Raw genomic sequence first — 19,755 nt, 5'->3', positions numbered from 1 at the left:
CAGAACATCCGACACCCTTATATGCTAACGCTGGTCGCGGAACAGAAGAGTCTGAAGACCTTCTGTAAATAACGTCAGCCCTATTGTTAAAGCTTTTTCGTCGATATCAAATTTTGCCTTGTGGTGGCCCGCAGGCTGACTTGCGCCAACAATAAAATAAATCGCCTTACCGCCGTGTGCCTGAACCCTGCGTACCATTAATGAGGCGTCTTCGCTGCCGCCAATAGAACGCTCATGGACAGACAGATCGGGGTGCTTGCGGATAATGCCTTGCATCATGTCGACCATTTCCGCATCGTTGCGGAAATTTACCGCCTCGCCGGTTTTTTCAGTGCAGGCAGTTAGCTGATGTATTGTTGCCGCTCCCTGCACGCAACGTTCAACGTAATCGTTAAGCCAGCTGGTTATCTCATCCGTTTGCCCGCGAACTTCAATCTGCATTTCAGCGGTTGCCGGGATGACATTTCGGCCTTCTCCCGCGCGCAGTACGCCGACATTTACTCGCGACATTCCCGCGCTGTGCCGTGGTGCTGCCATAATTTGTGTGGCGGCAAGACAGGCTCCCGCCAGTGCATTATGGCCTTTTTCCGGGTCAGATCCTGCATGCGCAGGCTCACCTTTGAAGGTGATATCAAGCTTTGTTGTGCAGAGAAAATCCTGGGGATCCAGCATGACTTCACCTGTTTTCAGGTTACAGCCTAAATGCAGCGCCATAAAGTAGTCGACATCATCCAGAACGCCGCTATCGCAAACGGGGCGCGCGCCACGCACTCCTTCTTCCGCAGGCTGGAAGATAAGCTTGAACGTGCCCGAAAGCCGATCGCGATTTTCAGCAAGCCAGCTGGCAACGCCTAATCCAATAGCCGTATGGCCGTCATGACCGCAGGCATGCATCAGGCCCGGACGGCAGGAATTAAACGCTTGCTGGTGAGGCTGATGGTTTTCTTCATCTGATTCATGTACGTACACGCAATCAATGTCGAAGCGAAAACCTAATGTTGGACCAGGTTTACCAGTGTCGAGTGTCGCCATGCACCCCGTTAACCCGTCCATCTCATCCAGTAATGCCTGAGATATCCCTCTCTGCCGTGCTGTTTCTATTGCCCGCTGAACCTCTGCTTCATTGCGACCCATGATGCTTTCACGACGCAAAATTGCCGGGCCAGCTTTAACCTCCAGCCCCATTTCTCTAAGCAGATGAATCAGGGTTCCGGTGGTGACGAATTCTGTCCAGCCAGGCTCAGGGAACTGGTGGAAATGTCGACGCCATTCAATGAGTTTTTGCGGATCTACAGTTTTCATTGCGTAAAGCTCCTTATTGCATGCCCATCCAGAGCAGTGCGATAGCTAACAGGCTAATAATCATGCCTAATGCGGTGCGTTTCGCGACCGCCAGTGGGTTCACGCCGGCCAGACCTGCACAGACAATCGTAGCCCCAGCTATTGGGGACATGTTGCGTCCGACGCAAGCTGCATACATCACACCTGCGCCTAAGTTTTCCGGCAGAAAGCCAAATTGATGGGCCGAAGGCGTAACGGCTTCGTTGAAAGCAAAGGCAGTGGCATCACCTGTACCGGTGACCATTCCCATGACAAATGGCCCGACAGAGCCGCCCCAACGGGCAAATTCAGGTTCATGGATGAGGAACTGAATAAAATTACCCATCAGACCGCAGGCTTTTAGCCCTTCAATAAAAACCGCGGCTGCAACGATGATGCCGAGAATATTGGCGTAGGAAGAACCCATACCATTGAAGAACTCAGAGGTGATATTTTTTGGATTACTGCGGGTTACCAGCAGAGCATACAGTGAGCCGATAATCATGGCAGCAGTAACGCTGAGTTTGGTGTCCCCCAGCATATTGAGGCTTGATAGCACCAGCAGAATCACTGGCATAAAAGGCGCCAGTGCCCACAGGAGGTTGACCTTTACACTCTCTTCCAGGGTGATGGTGGCGGATTTCCCGTCGGTTGAGTCCTGTGCCAGCAGAAGTTGTTCCGGCGTGAGCCGAATTTCTTTGCGTAAAACCGCAACCAGAGTCAGGCAAACCGCTCCGATCGCCATAATTCCCGCTGAGAGTGGCATATGGTAAATCACGAAATCGATAATCTGCTTATTAGCGATACCCGCTATCTGGGCGTTATGCGCAATGCCTGGGTTCAACGTGGCGCCAATGGTTCCGGTTATTACTGTTCCGGCAGCAATGGCTGGATGAATGCGTGAGGCGATTAAGAGAGGGATAAGCGTTGCGCCGACTGCAGCAGAAACACCCGCAGCAGAGGGGATCGCGATGCTAATAAAAAACGTCACAACTACAGCAATGGGGATCAGTAAAATACCCAGCTTTTTGATTGAACCAGTCAGTAGCCTGACGAGGTGTAAATCGCATTGCGTGTACTTCATGACGAAGGCAAAGCCCATGCTTGAGCAAATTGACTGCACCAACGCGGTGGTGGTCATGCGTTGGGCAAAGGCGTCAAATGCGCTGAGCGGCGACAGGGACAGACAGCAAAGCAGAATGCCTGAACCAATCAACACAGTACGCGTATCGTATTGTTTGATAAGGAGGATGACCGTGGCAATTAGAACCAGGCCACCTGAAAGAAGAAGTGCTGTAGCCATAACATTTCCCTGAGGCTGTTTCCCGAATGGTTAACCAGAGAGTTGGATAACCTTTATGTTATGGTATGTATATCTTTTTGATTATGTGTTTGAGCGAAATCAACTCAACGGCGAAGTCATCGTTTTGAAGAGAAAGAATGAGAGGTTACTCGCACAACTGTTAAAAGCTGTGGGAAACAGATAAAGACGTTGAGGGCCGGTGGGGAACATTAGTCGTCGACGCACCTGACGTTGCGGCCGGGCAGTATCATTCTGCCCGGTGAAAATTACCTACGCTTACTGTCCTTCGCCTGGGAACAGGAACGGATTGATTGAGCTGCGGGCAAAGCCCTCCTGCTCCATCCGCGCGTCAAGCACCAGCGAAGATAAATCATCCGCAACCGCTTCCACCTTAGGATCTTTTTCCTGATACAGGATTTTCAGATAGGTCCCGCAGTCGCCGCAGCTTTCCGTCTTGATGGCTGCTTGTTCATTGTCCAGCGACCAGTAGTGCAGATCGCGGGTCTGTTCGCAGTTACTGCATTTGATGCGTACCACGTGCCACTCGGTCTCACACAAATTGCAGTGCAAATAGCGCAGACCTTGCGTTGTGCCAATATGGACCATGCTGGCGACGGGCATTGAGCCGCACACCGGGCAGAACTGACGCTGTTCACCGTATTCCGCGCGGGCTTTTCCGGGGATCAGGCTGGCCATCTGCGCCCAGTACAGAGACAGCGCAGCCCAGATAAACGGCGCCTTATCACTGCTGACCGCACCAAAGTCGGAGGCAAAGAGCGCGCTGGCCATCTGCTCCAGCTCCTGCTCAGAAGATTTTTCCAGATTCTCAATAACCGACAGCGCCGGGCCGCTCATCTCTGGTTTCAGTTCCGCAATCAGCGAGTGCAGCAAACGCTGCCAGTGCTTATCGCGCGGCAGGACGTGAATATCCAGCGGCGGCTTGCCCTGGTCATTGGCCTCTTTGATGCGCGCCGTTAGATCCATCTGCAACGGATGGTCATAGAGCACCACTTCCTGAGCGTGGGCGATAAGCGCGGCGAAGCGCAGATAATCACCCAGTGGGTTATTTTCAGCCAGTTCGCGCAGGCGTTCAGCCCGGCGGTTATAAAGATTTTTCAGCCTGGGGAATAATAACGGCGGAATCACTTCCGCCGTGCGTTTCTCGCTCTTCTCCAGCTCATCTTGCGGGATAATGCGAATACTCATTCAGTCACTTCCTGGTTTGGGCGAATGTGTGAAATTCGCCCGGTGATTTGGCAGGACGGGTAGCGTAAACCCGTCCTGGTGAATGTCATAATGATAACCGTAATTGGGCTAAGGGAAATATTTATGACATCACTAACCATCTTTTCATCATCATGCGTTAAGGCTGGTTTTTATCCTGTTTCTCGCGGACTTCCCGGTACCAGCGCGGGTGATGTTTTTTCGCCCAGGCGCTGGTTACCCAACCTTCCACCATGGCGGTTATCGTGCCTTTAACCCAAAGGGCGGCGTAGATGTGCACCATAATAACCACAATTAACCCGACTGCGGCAAACGAATGCAGCATGATGGCAAAGCGGATAACCGGAATAGAGAACGCAGGCGCAAAGTACGGACGCCACATAATGATGCCGCTTACCAGCAGCAGTACCAGCAGGATAATCGCCGCCCAGAACACGCATTTCTGGCCGAAATTATAGCGCCCGGTATCCCCGACCTCCTCGTTGACGACAATCTTATGGATATTTTTCGCCCACAGGATATCGTCCCGATTGATAAGGTTATGGTGCCAGTAGCGGAAGAACATGATGATGAATGAAGCGAACATCACCACCCCGACGAACGGATGCAGAATGCGCGCCAGCTGAGGGGTACCAAGAATATGCATCAGCCAGTTGAAGGACGGGAAGAAGAAACCCAGCCCGCTCACCGCCGCCAGTATAAAGCAGAAGGCGGTGACCCAGTGGTTGATGCGTTCCGGCGCCGTGTAGCGCACGATGGTGTCACGTTTTTTCATTTGCGCACCTCGTCTTTCTCTTCATGCAGGTTGTCATCTTCCTCCTCCGCTCGGTTCGGACCGACCCCGACATAGTGGAAGATGCTGGCGGCGAAGGTGGCCGCAAAGCCAACCGCCGCAAGCGGTTTCCAGATACCCTTCCAGAATTTCACGGTGGCGCTGATTTGCGGATTTTCCGGCAGACCGTGGTACAGATTCGGTTTGTCGGCATGGTGCAGGACATACATCACGTGTGTCCCGCCGACGCCTGCCGGATCGTACAGGCCCGCATTGTCATAACCACGGGTCTTCAGCTCCGTCACGCGCTCGCCCGCCAGGGCTTTCATATCCTCTTTGGAGCCAAAGTGGATGGCGCCGGTCGGGCAGGTTTTTACGCACGCTGGTTCCTGACCGACGCTCACGCGATCCACGCACAGGGTGCATTTGTAGACGCGATTATCTTCCGGGTTCAGGCGCGGCACATCGAACGGACAACCGGCGATACAGTAACCGCAGCCGATGCACTGCTCCGACTGGAAGTCGACAATCCCGTTGGCATACTGAATGATAGCCCCTTCTGACGGGCATGCTTTCAGGCAGCCGGGATCGGCGCAGTGCATACAGCCATCCTTGCGGATCAGCCATTCCAGCTTGTCGTTCTGCTCGACTTCTGAAAAGCGCATCACCGTCCAGGATTTGGCGGTCAAATCAGCGGGGTTGTCGTACACCCCGACGTTGTGTCCTACTTCATCACGAATATCGTTCCACTCTGAACAGGCCACCTGGCAGGCTTTACAGCCGATACAGGTGGTGACGTCGATAAGCTTCGCCACCTCCTGCTGGTGATCCCGCGCCTGAGGCGCGGGGGTGAAACTGTTAGTGGCGGAACGACGGATAATATCCTGCGATTGATAAGTCATAATTCGTCTCCGCTATACCTTTTCAACATTCACCAGGAACGCCTTGAACTCCGGCGTTTGGGTGTTTGCATCACCAACGAACGGGGTCAGGGTATTGGCGATAAAGCCTTTCTTCGCCACCCCCTCGTAACCCCAGTGGATCGGGATCCCGATGGTATCCACGTCCTGACCGTTTACTTTCAGAGTGCGAATACGTTTGGTGACCACCGCTTTGGCTTTGATATAGCCGCGATTCGACGAAACTTTGACGGTATCTCCCTGGATAATGCCCAGTTTTCCTGCCAGCTTCTCGCCGATTTCCACAAACTGTTCCGGCTGCGCAATGGCGTTCAGCAATGCGTGCTTGGTCCAGTAGTGGAAGTGCTCGGTCAGACGATAAGTGGTACCGACATACGGGAATTTATCGGCTTTACCCATGGCTTCCAGATCGCCCTTAAAGACGCGGGCGGCCGGGTTGGAAACCACATTCGGGTGCAGGGGGTTAGTGCCCAGCGGCGTTTCAAACGGCTCGTAGTGTTCCGGGAAAGGCCCTTCCGCCATCTTATCGATAGCAAACAGACGCCCCATACCTTCCGGCTGCATGATAAACGGCCCGACATCACTGCCAGGAGCGGCGGCGCTGTAGTCCGGAATATCCACGCCGCCCCATTTGGCACCGTCCCATTTCAGCAACTGGCGTTTTGGATCCCAGGGTTTTCCCTGCGGATCGGCGGAGGCGCGGTTGTAAAGAATGCGGCGATTGAGCGGCCACGCCCATGCCCAGCCCAGGGTGTTGCCAAGACCGGATGGATCCGCGTTATCGCGCTTAGCCATCTGGTTGCCTTCCGGCGTCCAGCTCCCGGCAAAAATCCAACAGCCGCTGGACGTTGAACCGTCATCGCGCAGATGGGCAAAGGTGCTGAGTAACTGACCTTTTTTCACCAGCACCGTATTGGTGACCGGATCGATGACATCCGCCAGCGCCCGTCCGTTGCTCTCCATTGCCACTTCCTCGGACGCCGGTTCGTGAGGCGTGGCGTAGTTCCAGCTCATGCTCAACACCTGTTCCGGGTTCGCACCGCCTTCTTCGGCGTACATTTTGCGCAGGCGTAAGAAGATGCCAGCCAGAATCTCACCGTCGGTGACGGCTTCGCCCGGCGCATCCTGACCTTTCCAGTGCCATTGCAGCCAGCGACCGGAGTTAACGATCGAACCGTTTTCTTCCGCAAAGCAGGTGGAAGGCAGACGGAATACCTCAGTCTGAATGTTCGCGGTATCCACATCGTTCTGTTCACCGTGGTTCTGCCAGAACGTAGAGGTTTCGGTGTTCAGCGGATCGATAGTCACCAGAAATTTCAGCTTCGAAAGCGACGCTACCACTTTGTTTTTATTCGGGAATGAGGCAACCGGGTTAAAGCCCTGGCAGATATAACCATTGACCTTGCCCTGATGCATCATCTCGAAGTATTGCAGGACGTCGTAGCCTTTATCCCACTTCGGCAGCCAGTCAAAGCCCCAGTTGTTCTCCGCGGTGGCTTTGTCGCCATAGAAGGCTTTCATCATCGAGACGAAGAATTTCGGGTAATTGCTCCAGTAGTTTACCTGGCCCTGTAACAAGGGTTTGGGGGTGTAGGCGGTCAGGTAGGTTTGCAGGTCAGTCTGCTTTTCACTGGGGAGCGTCATATAGCCCGGCAGGCTTTGCGACAGCAGCCCTAAGTCAGTGAGCCCCTGAATATTGGAGTGACCGCGCAGGGCATTTACGCCGCCGCCCGCCATCCCCATATTGCCGAGCAGCAGCTGGATCATCGCCATGGTTCGGATGTTCTGTGCGCCGACGGAGTGCTGTGTCCAGCCCAGCGCATACAGGAAGGATGCGGTTCTGTCATGCACGCTGGTTTCAGCGATGTACTCGCAAACTTTGAGGAAGTCGGCTTTTGGCGTACCACAAATGTTTTCGACCACTTCAGGCGTATAGCGTGAAACGTGCTGTTTCAGCAGATTCCACACGCAGCGCGGATGGGTCAGCGTGGTGTCGCGTCTGGCAAAACCTTGCTCATCCAGCTCGTAGTTCCAGCTGGTCTTATCATATTTGTGCTTATCTGCGTCGTAACCGGTAAACAGGCCATCTTCGAAGCCAAAATCCTCACGCACTATCAGGCTGGCGTTAGTGTAGGCCTCGGTGTATTCACGGTTATATTTTTCGTTGCTCAGTAGGTACAGCAGCACGCCGGACAGGAAGGCGATATCCGTCCCGGAACGAATGGGCGTGTAAAAGTCCGCGACCGAAGCGGTACGCGTAAATCGAGGATCGATAACGATTAATTTGGCGCCATTATGGATTTTAGCTTCCATCGCCCAGCGGAATCCCACCGGATGCGCTTCAGCTGCATTCCCACCCATCACGATGATAAGGTTGGCGTTTTTCATATCTACCCAGTGGTTGGTCATCGCACCGCGACCAAACGTTGGAGCAAGACTTGCTACCGTTGGTCCGTGTCAGACACGCGCCTGGTTATCCACGGCGAGCATGCCGAGGGCGCGAGTAAATTTCTGGGTTAAATAACCGGTTTCATTACTGGAGGCTGAAGCGCACAGCATACCGGTGGAGAGCCAACGGTTGACGGTGGTGCCTTCGGCATTTTGCGCGACATAGTTGGCATCGCGGTCCTGCTTGATCAGTTTAGCGATGCGGTCAAAAGCATCATCCCAGCTGATTTTCTGCCATTTGTCGGAGCCTGGCGCGCGATATTCAGGATATTTCAGACGGCTTTCGGAGTGGATAAAATCAACAAGGCCTGCGCCTTTAGGGCAGAGCGCCCCGCGGTTAACCGGGTGATCCGGATCGCCTTCGATATGAAAAATAGATGCTTTGGCGTTTTTCGCACCGTCACCGAGGCTGTACATCAATAGCCCACAGCCTACGGAACAGTATGTGCAGGTGTTTCGAGTTTCACGGGTACGCAGTAATTTATATTGCCGCGTTTCCGCCAGCGCTACCCCTGGGGCAAAGCCCAGTGCTGCGGCTGTTGTACCTGCCATACCGCCAGCGCAGATCTTAAAGAACTGCCTTCTGCTGACCTGCATGGTTTACTCCTTGTTTCGACATTGTCACGAGGTTTTCTATTTACTTTGCGGTCGTCGCCGCAAAGGTTCAAAATCGATACTAATCCCCTGCAAAAAAGGGGTATAACTCAGAATACCACATTGTTGGTGAGCCTGTTTTAATTCGGTTAATACAACGTGAACAAAACCCATACTGAACAACCCGAAAATGCTACTCAGATCCCAGGTTCACGGCAGATTACGCTGTGGAAGCGGGATAATCTGCAACTTCCTTGCCCCGACGTTCTGGCTGAGGAAGTGCCTGTCGCATTGGTTTATAACGGAATTTCCCATGTGGTGATGATGGCGTCACCCAAAGACCTGGAGTGGTTTGCCGTTGGGTTTTCCTTATCCGAAGGGATTATTGAAAGCGCGTCAGAAATCTACGGCATGGAAGTGGTTCCCTCCTGTAATGGTCTTGAAGTGCAAATCGAACTTTCCAGCCGCCGGTTTATGGGGCTGAAAGAGCGGCGACGCGCGCTGGCCGGGCGTACTGGCTGTGGCGTGTGTGGCGTTGAGCAACTGAATGACATAGGTAAACCCGTTGCGCCGTTGCCCTTTACGCAGACGTTCAGTCTGGCAAACCTTGATCAGGCGCTCCGCCATCTGACGGACTTCCAGCCCATCGGGAAACTGACTGGCTGTACGCACGCCGCTGCCTGGATGTTGCCATCGGGTGAACTGGCTGGCGGGCATGAGGATGTGGGCCGCCATGTGGCGTTGGATAAACTGCTGGGCCATCGTGCGCATGAAGGCGAGCGCTGGCAGTCAGGCGCGGCGCTGGTCTCCAGCCGTGCGAGTTACGAAATGGTGCAGAAATCGGCGATGTGTGGCGTGGAGATCCTCTTTGCCGTCTCCGCGGCGACCACGCTGGCGGTTGAGGTTGCCGAACGTTGTAATCTGACGCTGGTGGGCTTCTGTAAACCGGGCAGGGCGACAATTTATACCCATCCGCAGCGGTTAATTATGGGGTGAATCAGTATTTGCAGGCCGGATAAGGCATCAGGCGCCATCCGGCAAGAAAGTTTGCCAATACTCTGCTGATATTCCCTTTGCAATAGCCGCATCACTACAGGTGAATGACGTTATCAGCAATAATTATAGCTGTATCAAAATTCACGAATTTATATACCTCCCTCTTTAGCGCATATTCATATCCATGCACTGAATACTTCTGAGGGAATAAAAATGGAAAGCAACGTAGTCAGATTTAACCAGGAAGAAACCCCGTTATTTGATTCACTGAAGAATATATGCCAGAAAGAAATACATTCATTTCATGCATTGCCGATTTCCAGCGCTGGCCACAGTGATATCCTTCCTGCACAAAGGAAGGAAGATTTTTGTCTGGAAGCGACCATTACTGATGAAGCTTTTGATAATTTCTTTTTTCCTAAAGGCGTTATTAGTAAGTCTCAAAAATTAACAGCGCAACTCTACAATGCAGATAATTCATTTTATATTACTGGTGGCACCAGTGTCGCTAATCAAATTGCCATAACAGCACTTTATGACAAAGAAGATCACATTTTGGTTGATAAAAATTGTCATCAGTCGGTTCATTTTCATAGCCAGGCTCTGGGTGCAAATGTCGATTATCTCAACTCAGATCTGACCGCTGAAGATGAACAGATAAAAGCATGGTCATTAGATAAACTCACCACCACCGCCCTCGATAAACAATCCAAAGGAAAAGGCTACGATATCATTATTTTGACAGCTCAATCCTATGAGGGGCTTATTTATGATATTCCTGGTGTACTTTCTCATTTATTAAAATCCGGCGTGAGTACTCGCAAGTTTTTTATCGATGAAGCATGGGGGAGTCTTAATTATTTTTGTGATGACACCCATCCTTACACGGTAATGAATATTGATCACATCATTGAACAATATCCGGACCTGGAAGTTGTATGTACACATTCTGCACACAAATCACTGTTTTGCCTCCGCCAGGCATCATTGATTCATTGTAAAGGAAAATCCGTACTGCCTCATAAAATTGAGGTGGCAAAATTCAGAATACATACAACATCCCCAAATTATCCCATTCTTGCATCGCTGGATTTGGCGCAGTCCTGTATGTATCAATATGGTGCTGAAATGGCATTGTATTCTCGTACTCTGGTCGACAAATTTAAAGCATCGGTGAGTCTGGACCCTCAACTTTCTTTTCTGAACACGGATTTTGAACTATTTCAGGACCAAAAGCATATCCTGCATGATCCGACCAAAGTGATGGTAAACGTAGGAAAGATATCCGATGCATCCGTTATCAAGGAGAAGTTACTACAGCACAATGTATTTGTTAAAAGAACGCTTAATAAACATTTATTATTAAACTTTCATATTGGAATAAATGAATTGGCTGTTAATGCATTAATCAGTGCATTATCTACAATAGCTCGGGAGTTTTTAATAAATCAGAATGATGTGGTTCTTAATATCTCTGAGAAATTTATTATTCCTTATCCTCCAGGTGTTCCTATTGTTTTTCCTGGCGATCAGATTAATGATGCGGTAACCCAGAAAATAAAAACCTACGAAGAGAAAGGTTTGCTCGTTATCGCTGCTTAATATAATTAATGGTTTATAACATCTTATAAATAAAAGGAATAATATAATGATTTCATTAGAGAAAATCAAAAAAATTGCATCGGCACGTGGCAACGACATCTGTGTGGTAGTAAAAGAAAAAAATTATACCTGGCAAGATATCCTTGTCCGTACTGAATCACATGTGGCATTTTTAAAACGTATGTATAGCAAGGAGCAACTGCGCTCGGCCTGTTATTTATCCAAAAATAGTGTCGATGTTATTTGCTGGCTGGCTGCTTTTGCTACGCTGGGTATCCCGGCTAATGGCCTGGACTATTCATTACCTGTTGACAGGCTGGCGATGCTAATAAAAAGAATAAATCCAGATATCTTATTGGTTTCGTTCAATCTTTACTCTCCGGAAGAATTGAATATGTTAAATACAACCGGCAGTGCCATGCTTGCTATCGATGCGCTGACCGATCCGATCATTAAAAGTATTGGTGAACATCATGCTCAGGATATTGATAACTTACTTTCCGGCCATGTTCCTCCTGTATTTCGGGCGGTCTCATTAACATCGGGAACCAGCTCGCTACCTAAAATTGCTTTACGCTATCGCTCATTTGATACTCGTCGCTTTAACTGGTTTACCGGACGCTACGGTTTCAACAGTGACGATGGTTTTATGCTTATTCTGCCGCTATACCATGCCGCAGGTAATGGATGGGCGCGAATGTTTATGGGGTTGGGGAGTCCGATTTACATTGTTGATCAGGATGATAATAGTGACATCATCAACTGTCTTTCACAAAGAAACGTTACCGCAAGCGTTATGACTCCGAATTTGGTTAGCAAGCTGACCCATCTTGCTGAAAACGTGAAGTATCAATCTCATCTGCGTTGGGTTCTCGTTGGGGGAAGCTATTTTTCCGTCAACAGCAAGCAAGCCGCAATAAAATCATTTGGCTCTGTATTTTATGAATACTATGGTTGTACTGAGTCTGGCGTTAATGTTCTTTCTGAACCTACGGATATGCTTAATTATCCACAAAGCGTGGGTAAGGTTTTCGATGGGAATCAGGTGTTGATACTTGATGAAAATAATAATCCTCTTGCCGCAGGAAATAATGGGCGCGTTGCTATTGCCAGTTATATGTTAATGGATGAATACGCTGATGGCACTCGTCCTTTTGTTAATATTGGTGATGTCCGGTATTTTTTGATGGCCGATCATGGCTATCTGGATAGGCAGGGGCGGCTTTTCTTAATGAATCGCAATGGCGATTCCAATAATAACAGTCACATCTATCAAATGGAGGAGAATATTCGTGGTCTTCCCTGCATTTCCGATGTGGCCGTTATCTCTGTCGTAGAGGATGGAAAATCCTGTATTAAATGTATCTATAGTACAAAGCATGAAGAAAAAGACAAAGTGGAGAAGCTAATGAGTATTATAAAACAAAAGTTTCAAAATCATAACGTCAAAAATATTAGACCCATGAAGGTTGATAAGATCCCCTATAGCCCAAGTGGCAAAGTTCGCTTCAATGACGTTGTGAAAATTTTATCAGCCGCTTAGTGGGTATTTCTTCTTGCAGCTATCAATATTCCTGATAGCTGCATAAAAATATACGAATAGTCATTATCAAGCTGCAATGGAATAATTAACGTCATCAGAAACGACTTCTCCATATTAATATATTTGAAAAGGATAATTATCATGAAAAACAGCTATTCGAAGGGTTTAATTTGCTGCTTGCTGGCAACCGTTTCCTGGGGGGCGATGTTCCCTGTTATGACCGATGCATTACAGTATATTGATCCATTTAACTTCACTACCATACGTTATGCCATTGCAGGCGCTGCCTTCGCCCTGATTCTGTTGTGTATGGAAGGAAGTAGCGGATTCAGCTTAAAAGGTGAACGTTGGGGCCTTGCCTGGTTGCTCGGAACTTTTGGCTTTGCGGGATTTGGATTTTTGGTTTTCCTCGGACAGAAAATGGCGGGTCCCTCTGGCGCACTGACGGCATCAATCATGATGGCCACAATGCCAATGTTGGGCTTGTTGACGGTGTGGTTGCTGAAGAAAAGCCGTCCACATGCCAGCACGTTCGGATTTATTCTCATGTCATTCGCGGGTGTAATACTGGTTATCACCAATGGAAATGCAGCTGATGTTATGAACTCCCCGTTAAATCTGACGGCTAACTTACTCCTGATTGCTGGTGCGTTATCTTGGGTACTGTATACGGTTGGAGGAAGTTATTTCCCTCACTGGAGTCCGGTGCGTTACACAACGATGACCACGCTTCTCGGTATGATCAGTGTCGCCACCATTGATGCAGCCCTTGTGATGACCGGCAATATTGCTGCTCCGACGCTGTCGACGGTGAGTCTTGTTATTCCTCATTTACTGTATATGGCGCTGGTGGCGGGTTTGATGGCGGTGCTTTGCTGGAATATTGACAACAAAATTATCACTCCGACGAACGGTGTACTCTTTATGGATGTGGTACCCGTCACCGCCTTTATTGTCTCTGCTCTGAACGGTGTGGTGCCGACTTCGATTCAACTGGCTGGCGCTGGCATTACAGCAACGGCGCTCATTTTAAACAACCTGAACCAGCGTAAACTGGCCCAGGCCAAACTTTCCGTACCTGCGATGGCTGTCAGCCGGGCCTGACACTACAGCTTCCAGAGAGTCTTCACCGAGTCAATCAGGGCCATGACTATCGGTGAAGACTCTCTGCTTTTCGCCCATATAAAGCAAAGTTGGCTCACCGTTTTAGCTTTAGGCCAGATGTAAACTAACTCGTTATTCTGTGCGGGTAAGGCGAGGTCTTCACGCATTAATGTCAGCCCCATTTCAAGACATACCAGTTCGGTTAGCGTTTTCTCCTGATCGGCAACCACGGAGGGGACCAGCACTGCATTATGACGTTCAAAAAATGCCCGCGTGATGCCCGTGAAAGAGCATTTATCAGGCGTGGATATCCAGGCGAATTTTTGAATATCATCCCATTCAGCAGCCTGCAGCTTCTCACGCCATGCCCATGGACCCACGACACACAATGTAATCGGTGAAATGGCCAGCACTCCCAGGTTTTTGTCATTGATATTGCCAATAACAAACCCCGCATCCATTTCACCGTTGATGACAGAATCGATGATATGTCCGGATATATTCTGCCGAATTGTCAGGTTCACATTCTGCTGTCGCAGGCGAAGTTCAGACAATACGCCTGGCAAGTTCAGGATCACCGGAATGGAAATAGTGCCCAGTGTACAGGTACCTGTATCATTTAATGAACGTGCTTTTTGGATAAAATTACTGGCTGCGGTGAGTGCCATACGTGCTTCATCGCGCATAACAGCACCGACAGGCGTGAGCTCCATTCCTCTCGGCGTTCGGGTAAACAAACGAACGTTAAACTCACTCTCGAGTGATTTTATATGCGCACTAACCGCTGGTTGGCTAAGAAAAAGCAGACTGGCCGCCCTGGTTAAACTCGATGTTTCCGCTACCGTGACAAAAGTCTTTAACTGATTAAGATCCATTTATTTACAATTCCCTCTAAAGCGTCAGATAAATATCTAAAACATCAACTTAATCTCATTTTGTAAAAAAAACTGATAAACATTTACATATGTATATAACGTAGAGGGTATGAGTACAATCCTCATCCATGTTGAATTTTTAATCAGTAATTTTGATGTATATAAGCAAATCCTTCCGCTTTTTGTTGATGATGTTCAGGTCTACTATCTACTTCATCGAGGCACGGTGCCTCACATAAACAAACTTACTGAAGGGTACACATCATGAAAAGAATCAAAACTTTTGTCGCAGTTATCGCTCTGGCTACTTCTTTCGGTTCATTCGCTGCCCAGACCGTGACCGCAACTGACTCTACTCTGTCCGGCGCAGAAGCTAAAATTGCTGCTCAGGCACAACAGGCTGGCGCGGCGTCTTATCAGATTACTGAAGCTTTCTCTGGCAACCAGGTTCATATGACCGCACAGCTGACCAAATAAGCCAAAGTATTACTGTCGAAAGAGCGCCTGCGGGCGCTTTTTTCGTTTCTGGTCACCCCATCCCTTTAGCCTGCTTCAGTCTCCGGTACGAAATCAGCGTACTCATCATAAATGTGGCTTCCATGACCACCGCAACCGGCGAACCCGCCAGAAGATTGTTGGAAAGCCAGAAAAGGCTGCCGCCAAGCGTGAGTATTCTGAGGCGCCCGGCGTCCGGCTGAAATGCGGCGAGGGTCATCATCAGGCTACCCGCCAGTGGCAGTGCATCGGCAGGATGCTGCCAGGTCATCAGGCTGCACAAAACCGATGCGCCGAGAAAACTCCACTTTAACGTGCTCCGGGTGGTGATAGTCGCCGTCAGATAGCGGCAGGCTGCGAGGATCATCATCCCGCTGGCGCTGGTTTCATCCAGCAGCCAGAAGTGGAATGCCAGCAGGCTGGTGGAGCAGGCGAGAAAGGTCAACGATACAACCCGACGTGAAAACTGAAACGCCAGCACATCGAGCATAAATGCGCCGCAGGCAAGCAGCTGCGACAGAAGAAAGAGGTTCATGGCACCACCCGGTCATCAAAAGTGGCGTGGAGGATAGGGGGGAAAAAAGCGGGCGTCGTTAACCTTTGTTAAGCCGTCCCCGGATGCGTGACAGACTGACCGCAGAGAAGCCGATGTAGCTGGCGAGATCTTTCTGGGTGAGCAGAGCTTCCCAGTCCGGAAAATTCTCCTGCACATACTGCCAGCGCTGCTGCGGGTTATTCAGTAAAAACATCTGCTCTTTCTTTTCTTTATACATCACCTGCTGAGTCAGCAGCGCGAGCCTGGCCGGGGCGTTTTTTTCTTTATCCAGCTCGCTCAGCGGCACTTCTGTAACCACGCCGCTGGTGAGCATCTGCAGGCTGTAATCAGCAGCGTTGTCCATCAGCCAGTTCAGGTAGAGAAAGCAGCACTCGCCGGGAAAATAGAACTTCTTGATACGCTCGTCTCCCTGACTGGAGTGGTACACCGCCCGGGCAATCCCCTCTTTGAGCCAGAAAAACACGGTCTGTTTGTCGCCCTGCCGTTGCAGAAATGTTGAGGCAGGGACCGCGCGAAAACGGCGTGTATCGAGCAGAGGCTGCAGCCAGTCTGGTGTCATTTTTGTGTCTCAATACTCATTCAATAAAACTGAAGTATAACTGCAAATCATTCCACTTTCTGTTGCGAGTCAACAGGTCTATTATTCATTTCATCGAGGCACGGTGCCTCACATAAACAAACTTACTGAAGGGTACACATCATGAAAAGCATCAAAACTTTTGTCGCAGTTATCGCTCTGGCTACTTCTTTCGGTTCATTCGCTGCTCAGACCGTGACCGCAACTGACTCCACTCTGTCCGGCGCAGAAGCTAAAATCGCCGCTCAGGCACAACAGGCTGGCGCGTCATCTTATCAAATTACTGAAGCCTTCTCTGGCAACCAGGTTCATATGACTGCTGAACTCAGCAAATAAGTTTCTCCGCATTGCCGCTGTCCCTTGCTCTTCGGAGCGGGGACAGGTTCGTTTTTCCCTCTCCGCTTTCCCTTCTGTTCGTCTCTCTATGCCTCTTTGCCGGCAAAAAATGCGCGTAAAGTCACAAAACCTCACTCCATTTATTCTTCCGTTCTGCGTTTTTCATACCCCGGTGCGGGTAAATTTTTACATATTCATAACTCAATGATAGAAAAGGAATTAATAAAAATAATGTGAGTTACCTCTCTGTCTGTTTATGTGATAAATGTCGCAAATATTGGCTATTAAATAAGGGTGTCAATGTTTTGCTGTATTAAATTTATCCAAAAAATGTGACTTTCATTGCAAATACAGGGCTTGAAGTCAGGAAAAAATAGCGTCACTGGCAGCAATTGAGGAATACGCGATGAAAATCGGAGTCGTTATTAGCGGTGGTGATGTTTCTGGCATAAATAATTTTATTTTCCAGATAGCACGACTGACTCAGGCTGAAATAACCCTTTTTAACGGAGGGATTCCAGGGCTGCTTGATAAAAAGCACAATGAAATTGCCTGGTGCGATTTGGTCGATTTCTCGATTGCCTCTATTCCCATTATCACATCAGGAAGAACAAGCCGAAAATTAGTGCGCAGTGAATATGAAGTCATTGCCAAAAAATTAAAGTCATTGCGTATTGATGTATTAATTATGGCCGGTGGCGATGGTTCTCTGCAATTTCTTAATACGCTCAGTGAATTTGATGTAAATTGTTTTGGGGTTGGCATGACCATCGATAACGACGTTTATGGCAGCGATTATTCGATTGGATTTTCTACCGCTTGTGAACAAATTCTTAAAGAAGTTTCACGCTTAAGAAATACGGGGAGAGCGCTGCCCGGTCGTGTTTTTATGGTGGAAGTACTGGGTGGCTATTGTGGTGAACTGACGCTGCAATCGGCGATTAAAAGCAACGCAGATATTGCTCTGATCCCGGAGTGTCAGATTCCGATAGATGAGCTGGCTCAGCGTATTAAAGCGCGACTGGCACGGCAGAACAGCGTCGTTATTCTCTGCTCTGAAGGTTATACACGCGAGTATTCACCGGGATTTCAGGGTGCTATCGACACCATGATCGCGCAGCTTGAACCCCGGATTGGCGTGCGGATCCGCAAGACGATTATTGGCTACGGTTTGCGTAACGGCGACCCCACCTGCGAGGAAATTTATCAAGGCACCATTATGGCCAGTGAAGTGGTTCGCTGTATTCAGTCTGGCATGAAAAATAAAGCCATTATTATAAATTCAAGTAATAAACCGATTCCGATTGATCTTATTAGTATGAAAAAACGTCTGGTAGATACTGAAGGACACTCTTACAAACTTGCCAAACAACTCAATATTATTTGAGGAGATTTACATGCTTAAAGTTCTCTGCGTATGTGGCTGCGGCCTCGGCTCCAGCTTTGCGATCGAAATGAGCGCAAAGGCGGTGCTGAAAAAATTAGAAATTCCGGCAAAAGTTGAACATACCACGGTTTCAGAAGCCGGTGCGTTTAAATCCGACATGATTTTAACCCAAAAAGTCTTTGCCGATATTTTAACGGCAGATGCCAGCGAAGAAGAGATCAGGCGCGTAGTGGTGCTCAATAAATTAACCGATAAAGAAGAAATTGAGCAAAAGATTGTCGCCTTTTTAAAACTGCATGATATGAAGGTGGTCGATCATGAATAGCTTTGTTGAGTTTATCGTTAAAGATTTACTCGGGCAGGCGTCAATATTAATCGCATTTATTGCCATGCTCGGCTTGATCTTACAGAAGAAGTCACCGGGTAAAATTGCCGAAGGGACGTTTAAAACACTGCTTGGTTTTTTAATCATGATGGCGGGCATCAATATTATTGTCGCCACCCTGACCTTCCTGAATGATATTTTTACCCACGGTTTCGGCATGAAAGGGTATATCACCGACGTTGCCGCCATTGCCGGGCTGGCAAACCGCGAGCTGGGGTCGGAAGTCGCGCTGACGTTAATGGTGATTTTCGCCGTCAACATCATCATTGCCCGTCTGACACCGCTGAAATATATCTTCCTCACCGGCCAGGCGCTGTTGTGGATGGCGACTATCGGCGCGGTCATTGGGTACAAAGCCGGTCTGACCGGGCTGCCGCTGATCCTTACCGGGGGTATTTTTGGCGGCGCAATGGCGGTATTGATGCCCGCGCTGGCGCAACCGGTGGTCAGACGTATTACCGGTTCGGATGATGTGGCGCTGGGGCATTTCTGCACCATTGGCTATCTGGTGCAGGCGGCCGTGGCGAAAGTCGTCGGCAAAGGTTCCCGCTCGACCGAAGATTTACAGCTGCCTGACAACTTCAAGTTTCTGCAGGACACCTATCTGGCGATGGCGGTGGTGATGGTGCCGATGTATCTGATCCCGGCCGTGGCGGCAGGCCCGGAATACATCGCCCAATTCGCTAATGGCGTGAACTACCTGATGTACGCCTTTATGCAGTCCATTCAGTTTGTTGCCGGGGTATTTGTGCTTTACAGCGGGGTGCGTCTGCTGCTTAACGAGCTGGTCCCCGCGTTTCGTGGTATTGCCATGCGCATCGTGCCGGATGCCAAACCGGCGCTCGACTGTCCGGTGCTGTTCCCCTATGCCCCTAATGCGGTCATCGTCGGCTCCATCATCGGCATGCTGGTGTTCCCGATGTTTGGTCTGGCGATGATTCTGCCTGGCTTGCTGACCAACTTCTTTGCGGGCGGTACCGCGGGTGTGTTCGGCAACGCGCTGGGTGGGCGTCGCGGCGCGGTCATTGGCGGCGTGGTTCACGGTCTCTTTATTACCTTCCTGCCGGCCATTCTGGTGCCGATGCTGGAAAGCTACGGCTTTACCGGTGTGACCTTCAGTGACTCTGACGTTATCAGCTCTGGCCTGGTGCTGGGTCATGCCTTCCAGAATAACTGGCTGTTTGTCGGTCTGTTTATCATCTTCGTTGCGTTCCTTGCCTGGTTCGTTAATGGCAAGTCAGCTAAGGAAGGTGCGATTTAATCGGTGGGGTTCAGTGGAGTCCTTATCTGTATTAGCCTTACCTTAGCTGAGCTGTAT

At 49.7% G+C, this 19,755-nt stretch carries 18 protein-coding genes; 9 read left to right on the top strand and 9 right to left on the bottom strand.

Annotated elements, in window-relative coordinates; genetic code table 11:
• Positions 1-24 precede the first annotated feature (24 nt).
• From ACSZO4_RS08795 to fdnG, 6 genes are all read right to left on the bottom strand, one after another.
• Positions 25-1,302: an amidohydrolase gene (locus ACSZO4_RS08795; RefSeq protein WP_437888506.1), complete on the bottom strand. Its 1,278-nt coding sequence runs from the start codon at positions 1,300-1,302 to the stop codon at positions 25-27.
• Positions 1,303-1,315: 13 nt separating this feature from the next.
• Entirely contained in the window at positions 1,316-2,623 is a 1,308-nt protein-coding gene (gene dcuC, locus ACSZO4_RS08790) for a C4-dicarboxylate transporter DcuC (RefSeq protein ID WP_437888505.1), read from the bottom strand.
• Positions 2,624-2,899: 276 nt separating this feature from the next.
• Positions 2,900-3,829 carry a formate dehydrogenase accessory protein FdhE gene (gene fdhE / locus ACSZO4_RS08785; protein WP_437888504.1) on the bottom strand — a complete coding sequence of 310 codons (930 nt, stop codon included), beginning with the start codon at positions 3,827-3,829 and terminating at the stop codon, positions 2,900-2,902.
• 157 nt (positions 3,830-3,986) lie between these two features.
• On the bottom strand, positions 3,987-4,622 hold the full coding sequence (fdoI, locus tag ACSZO4_RS08780) for a formate dehydrogenase cytochrome b556 subunit (RefSeq protein WP_437888503.1): 636 nt from the start codon (positions 4,620-4,622) through the stop codon (positions 3,987-3,989).
• Entirely contained in the window at positions 4,619-5,521 is a 903-nt protein-coding gene (gene fdxH / locus ACSZO4_RS08775; protein ID WP_437888502.1) for a formate dehydrogenase subunit beta, read from the bottom strand. Before fdxH ends, fdoI begins: the two co-directional genes overlap by 4 nt.
• A gap of 12 nt (positions 5,522-5,533) precedes the next feature.
• Positions 5,534-8,584 carry a formate dehydrogenase-N subunit alpha gene (fdnG, locus tag ACSZO4_RS08770; protein WP_437888501.1) on the bottom strand — a complete coding sequence of 1,017 codons (3,051 nt, stop codon included), beginning with the start codon at positions 8,582-8,584 and terminating at the stop codon, positions 5,534-5,536.
• A 156-nt stretch (positions 8,585-8,740) separates the two neighbouring features.
• Here fdnG and fdhD point away from each other — a divergent pair, with 156 nt between their 5' ends.
• The 4 genes from fdhD to ACSZO4_RS08750 all read left to right on the top strand — a co-directional run bounded on the left by fdhD (position 8,741) and on the right by ACSZO4_RS08750 (position 13,826).
• A complete protein-coding gene (fdhD, locus tag ACSZO4_RS08765) occupies positions 8,741-9,577 on the top strand; it encodes a formate dehydrogenase accessory sulfurtransferase FdhD (protein WP_437888500.1) in 837 nt (278 codons plus the stop codon).
• 213 nt (positions 9,578-9,790) lie between these two features.
• Entirely contained in the window at positions 9,791-11,179 is a 1,389-nt protein-coding gene (locus ACSZO4_RS08760) for a lysine decarboxylase (protein WP_437888499.1), read from the top strand.
• Between the two features lie 46 nt (positions 11,180-11,225).
• A complete protein-coding gene (locus tag ACSZO4_RS08755; RefSeq protein WP_437888498.1) occupies positions 11,226-12,722 on the top strand; it encodes a class I adenylate-forming enzyme family protein in 1,497 nt (498 codons plus the stop codon).
• A gap of 141 nt (positions 12,723-12,863) precedes the next feature.
• On the top strand, positions 12,864-13,826 hold the full coding sequence (locus tag ACSZO4_RS08750; RefSeq protein WP_437888497.1) for a DMT family transporter: 963 nt from the start codon (positions 12,864-12,866) through the stop codon (positions 13,824-13,826).
• 2 nt (positions 13,827-13,828) lie between these two features.
• On the opposite strand, the gene ACSZO4_RS08745 is transcribed toward ACSZO4_RS08750, so the two are convergent.
• Entirely contained in the window at positions 13,829-14,701 is an 873-nt protein-coding gene (locus ACSZO4_RS08745) for a LysR family transcriptional regulator (protein WP_437888496.1), read from the bottom strand.
• Between the two features lie 264 nt (positions 14,702-14,965).
• Between ACSZO4_RS08745 and ACSZO4_RS08740 the strand changes: the two genes are divergently transcribed.
• Complete coding sequence (locus ACSZO4_RS08740) at positions 14,966-15,178, top strand: YdgH/BhsA/McbA-like domain containing protein (protein WP_437888495.1); 213 nt, start codon at positions 14,966-14,968, stop codon at positions 15,176-15,178.
• A gap of 52 nt (positions 15,179-15,230) precedes the next feature.
• Here ACSZO4_RS08740 and ACSZO4_RS08735 read toward each other — a convergent pair whose 3' ends face one another.
• A complete protein-coding gene (locus ACSZO4_RS08735; protein ID WP_437888494.1) occupies positions 15,231-15,731 on the bottom strand; it encodes a YgjV family protein in 501 nt (166 codons plus the stop codon).
• Between the two features lie 58 nt (positions 15,732-15,789).
• Positions 15,790-16,311, bottom strand: coding sequence for a Crp/Fnr family transcriptional regulator (locus ACSZO4_RS08730; RefSeq protein WP_437888493.1), 522 nt, complete (start codon positions 16,309-16,311; stop codon positions 15,790-15,792).
• Between the two features lie 141 nt (positions 16,312-16,452).
• Here ACSZO4_RS08730 and ACSZO4_RS08725 point away from each other — a divergent pair, with 141 nt between their 5' ends.
• The 4 genes from ACSZO4_RS08725 (at position 16,453) to ACSZO4_RS08710 (ending at position 19,698) form a co-directional block, all read left to right on the top strand.
• Positions 16,453-16,665, top strand: coding sequence for a YdgH/BhsA/McbA-like domain containing protein (locus tag ACSZO4_RS08725; RefSeq protein WP_437888492.1), 213 nt, complete (start codon positions 16,453-16,455; stop codon positions 16,663-16,665).
• 406 nt (positions 16,666-17,071) lie between these two features.
• Positions 17,072-18,052 (top strand): 6-phosphofructokinase, encoded by a 981-nt coding sequence (locus tag ACSZO4_RS08720; RefSeq protein ID WP_437888491.1) that lies wholly within the window; start codon positions 17,072-17,074, stop codon positions 18,050-18,052.
• Between the two features lie 10 nt (positions 18,053-18,062).
• The gene (locus ACSZO4_RS08715) at positions 18,063-18,377 is read left to right on the top strand and encodes a PTS sugar transporter subunit IIB (protein WP_437888490.1); all 315 of its coding nucleotides are present in this window, start codon (positions 18,063-18,065) and stop codon (positions 18,375-18,377) included.
• Entirely contained in the window at positions 18,370-19,698 is a 1,329-nt protein-coding gene (locus tag ACSZO4_RS08710) for a PTS sugar transporter subunit IIC (RefSeq protein WP_437888489.1), read from the top strand. Before ACSZO4_RS08715 ends, ACSZO4_RS08710 begins: the two co-directional genes overlap by 8 nt.
• The last annotated feature ends 57 nt before the right edge of the window (positions 19,699-19,755 follow it).

Origin of the sequence: Phytobacter sp. V91, assembly GCF_965644225.1 — a bacterium.
GTDB lineage: Bacteria > Pseudomonadota > Gammaproteobacteria > Enterobacterales > Enterobacteriaceae > CBFFRJ01.
Note: the sequence above shows the minus strand (reverse complement) of the source record. Positions and strands in the feature narration are given on the sequence as shown.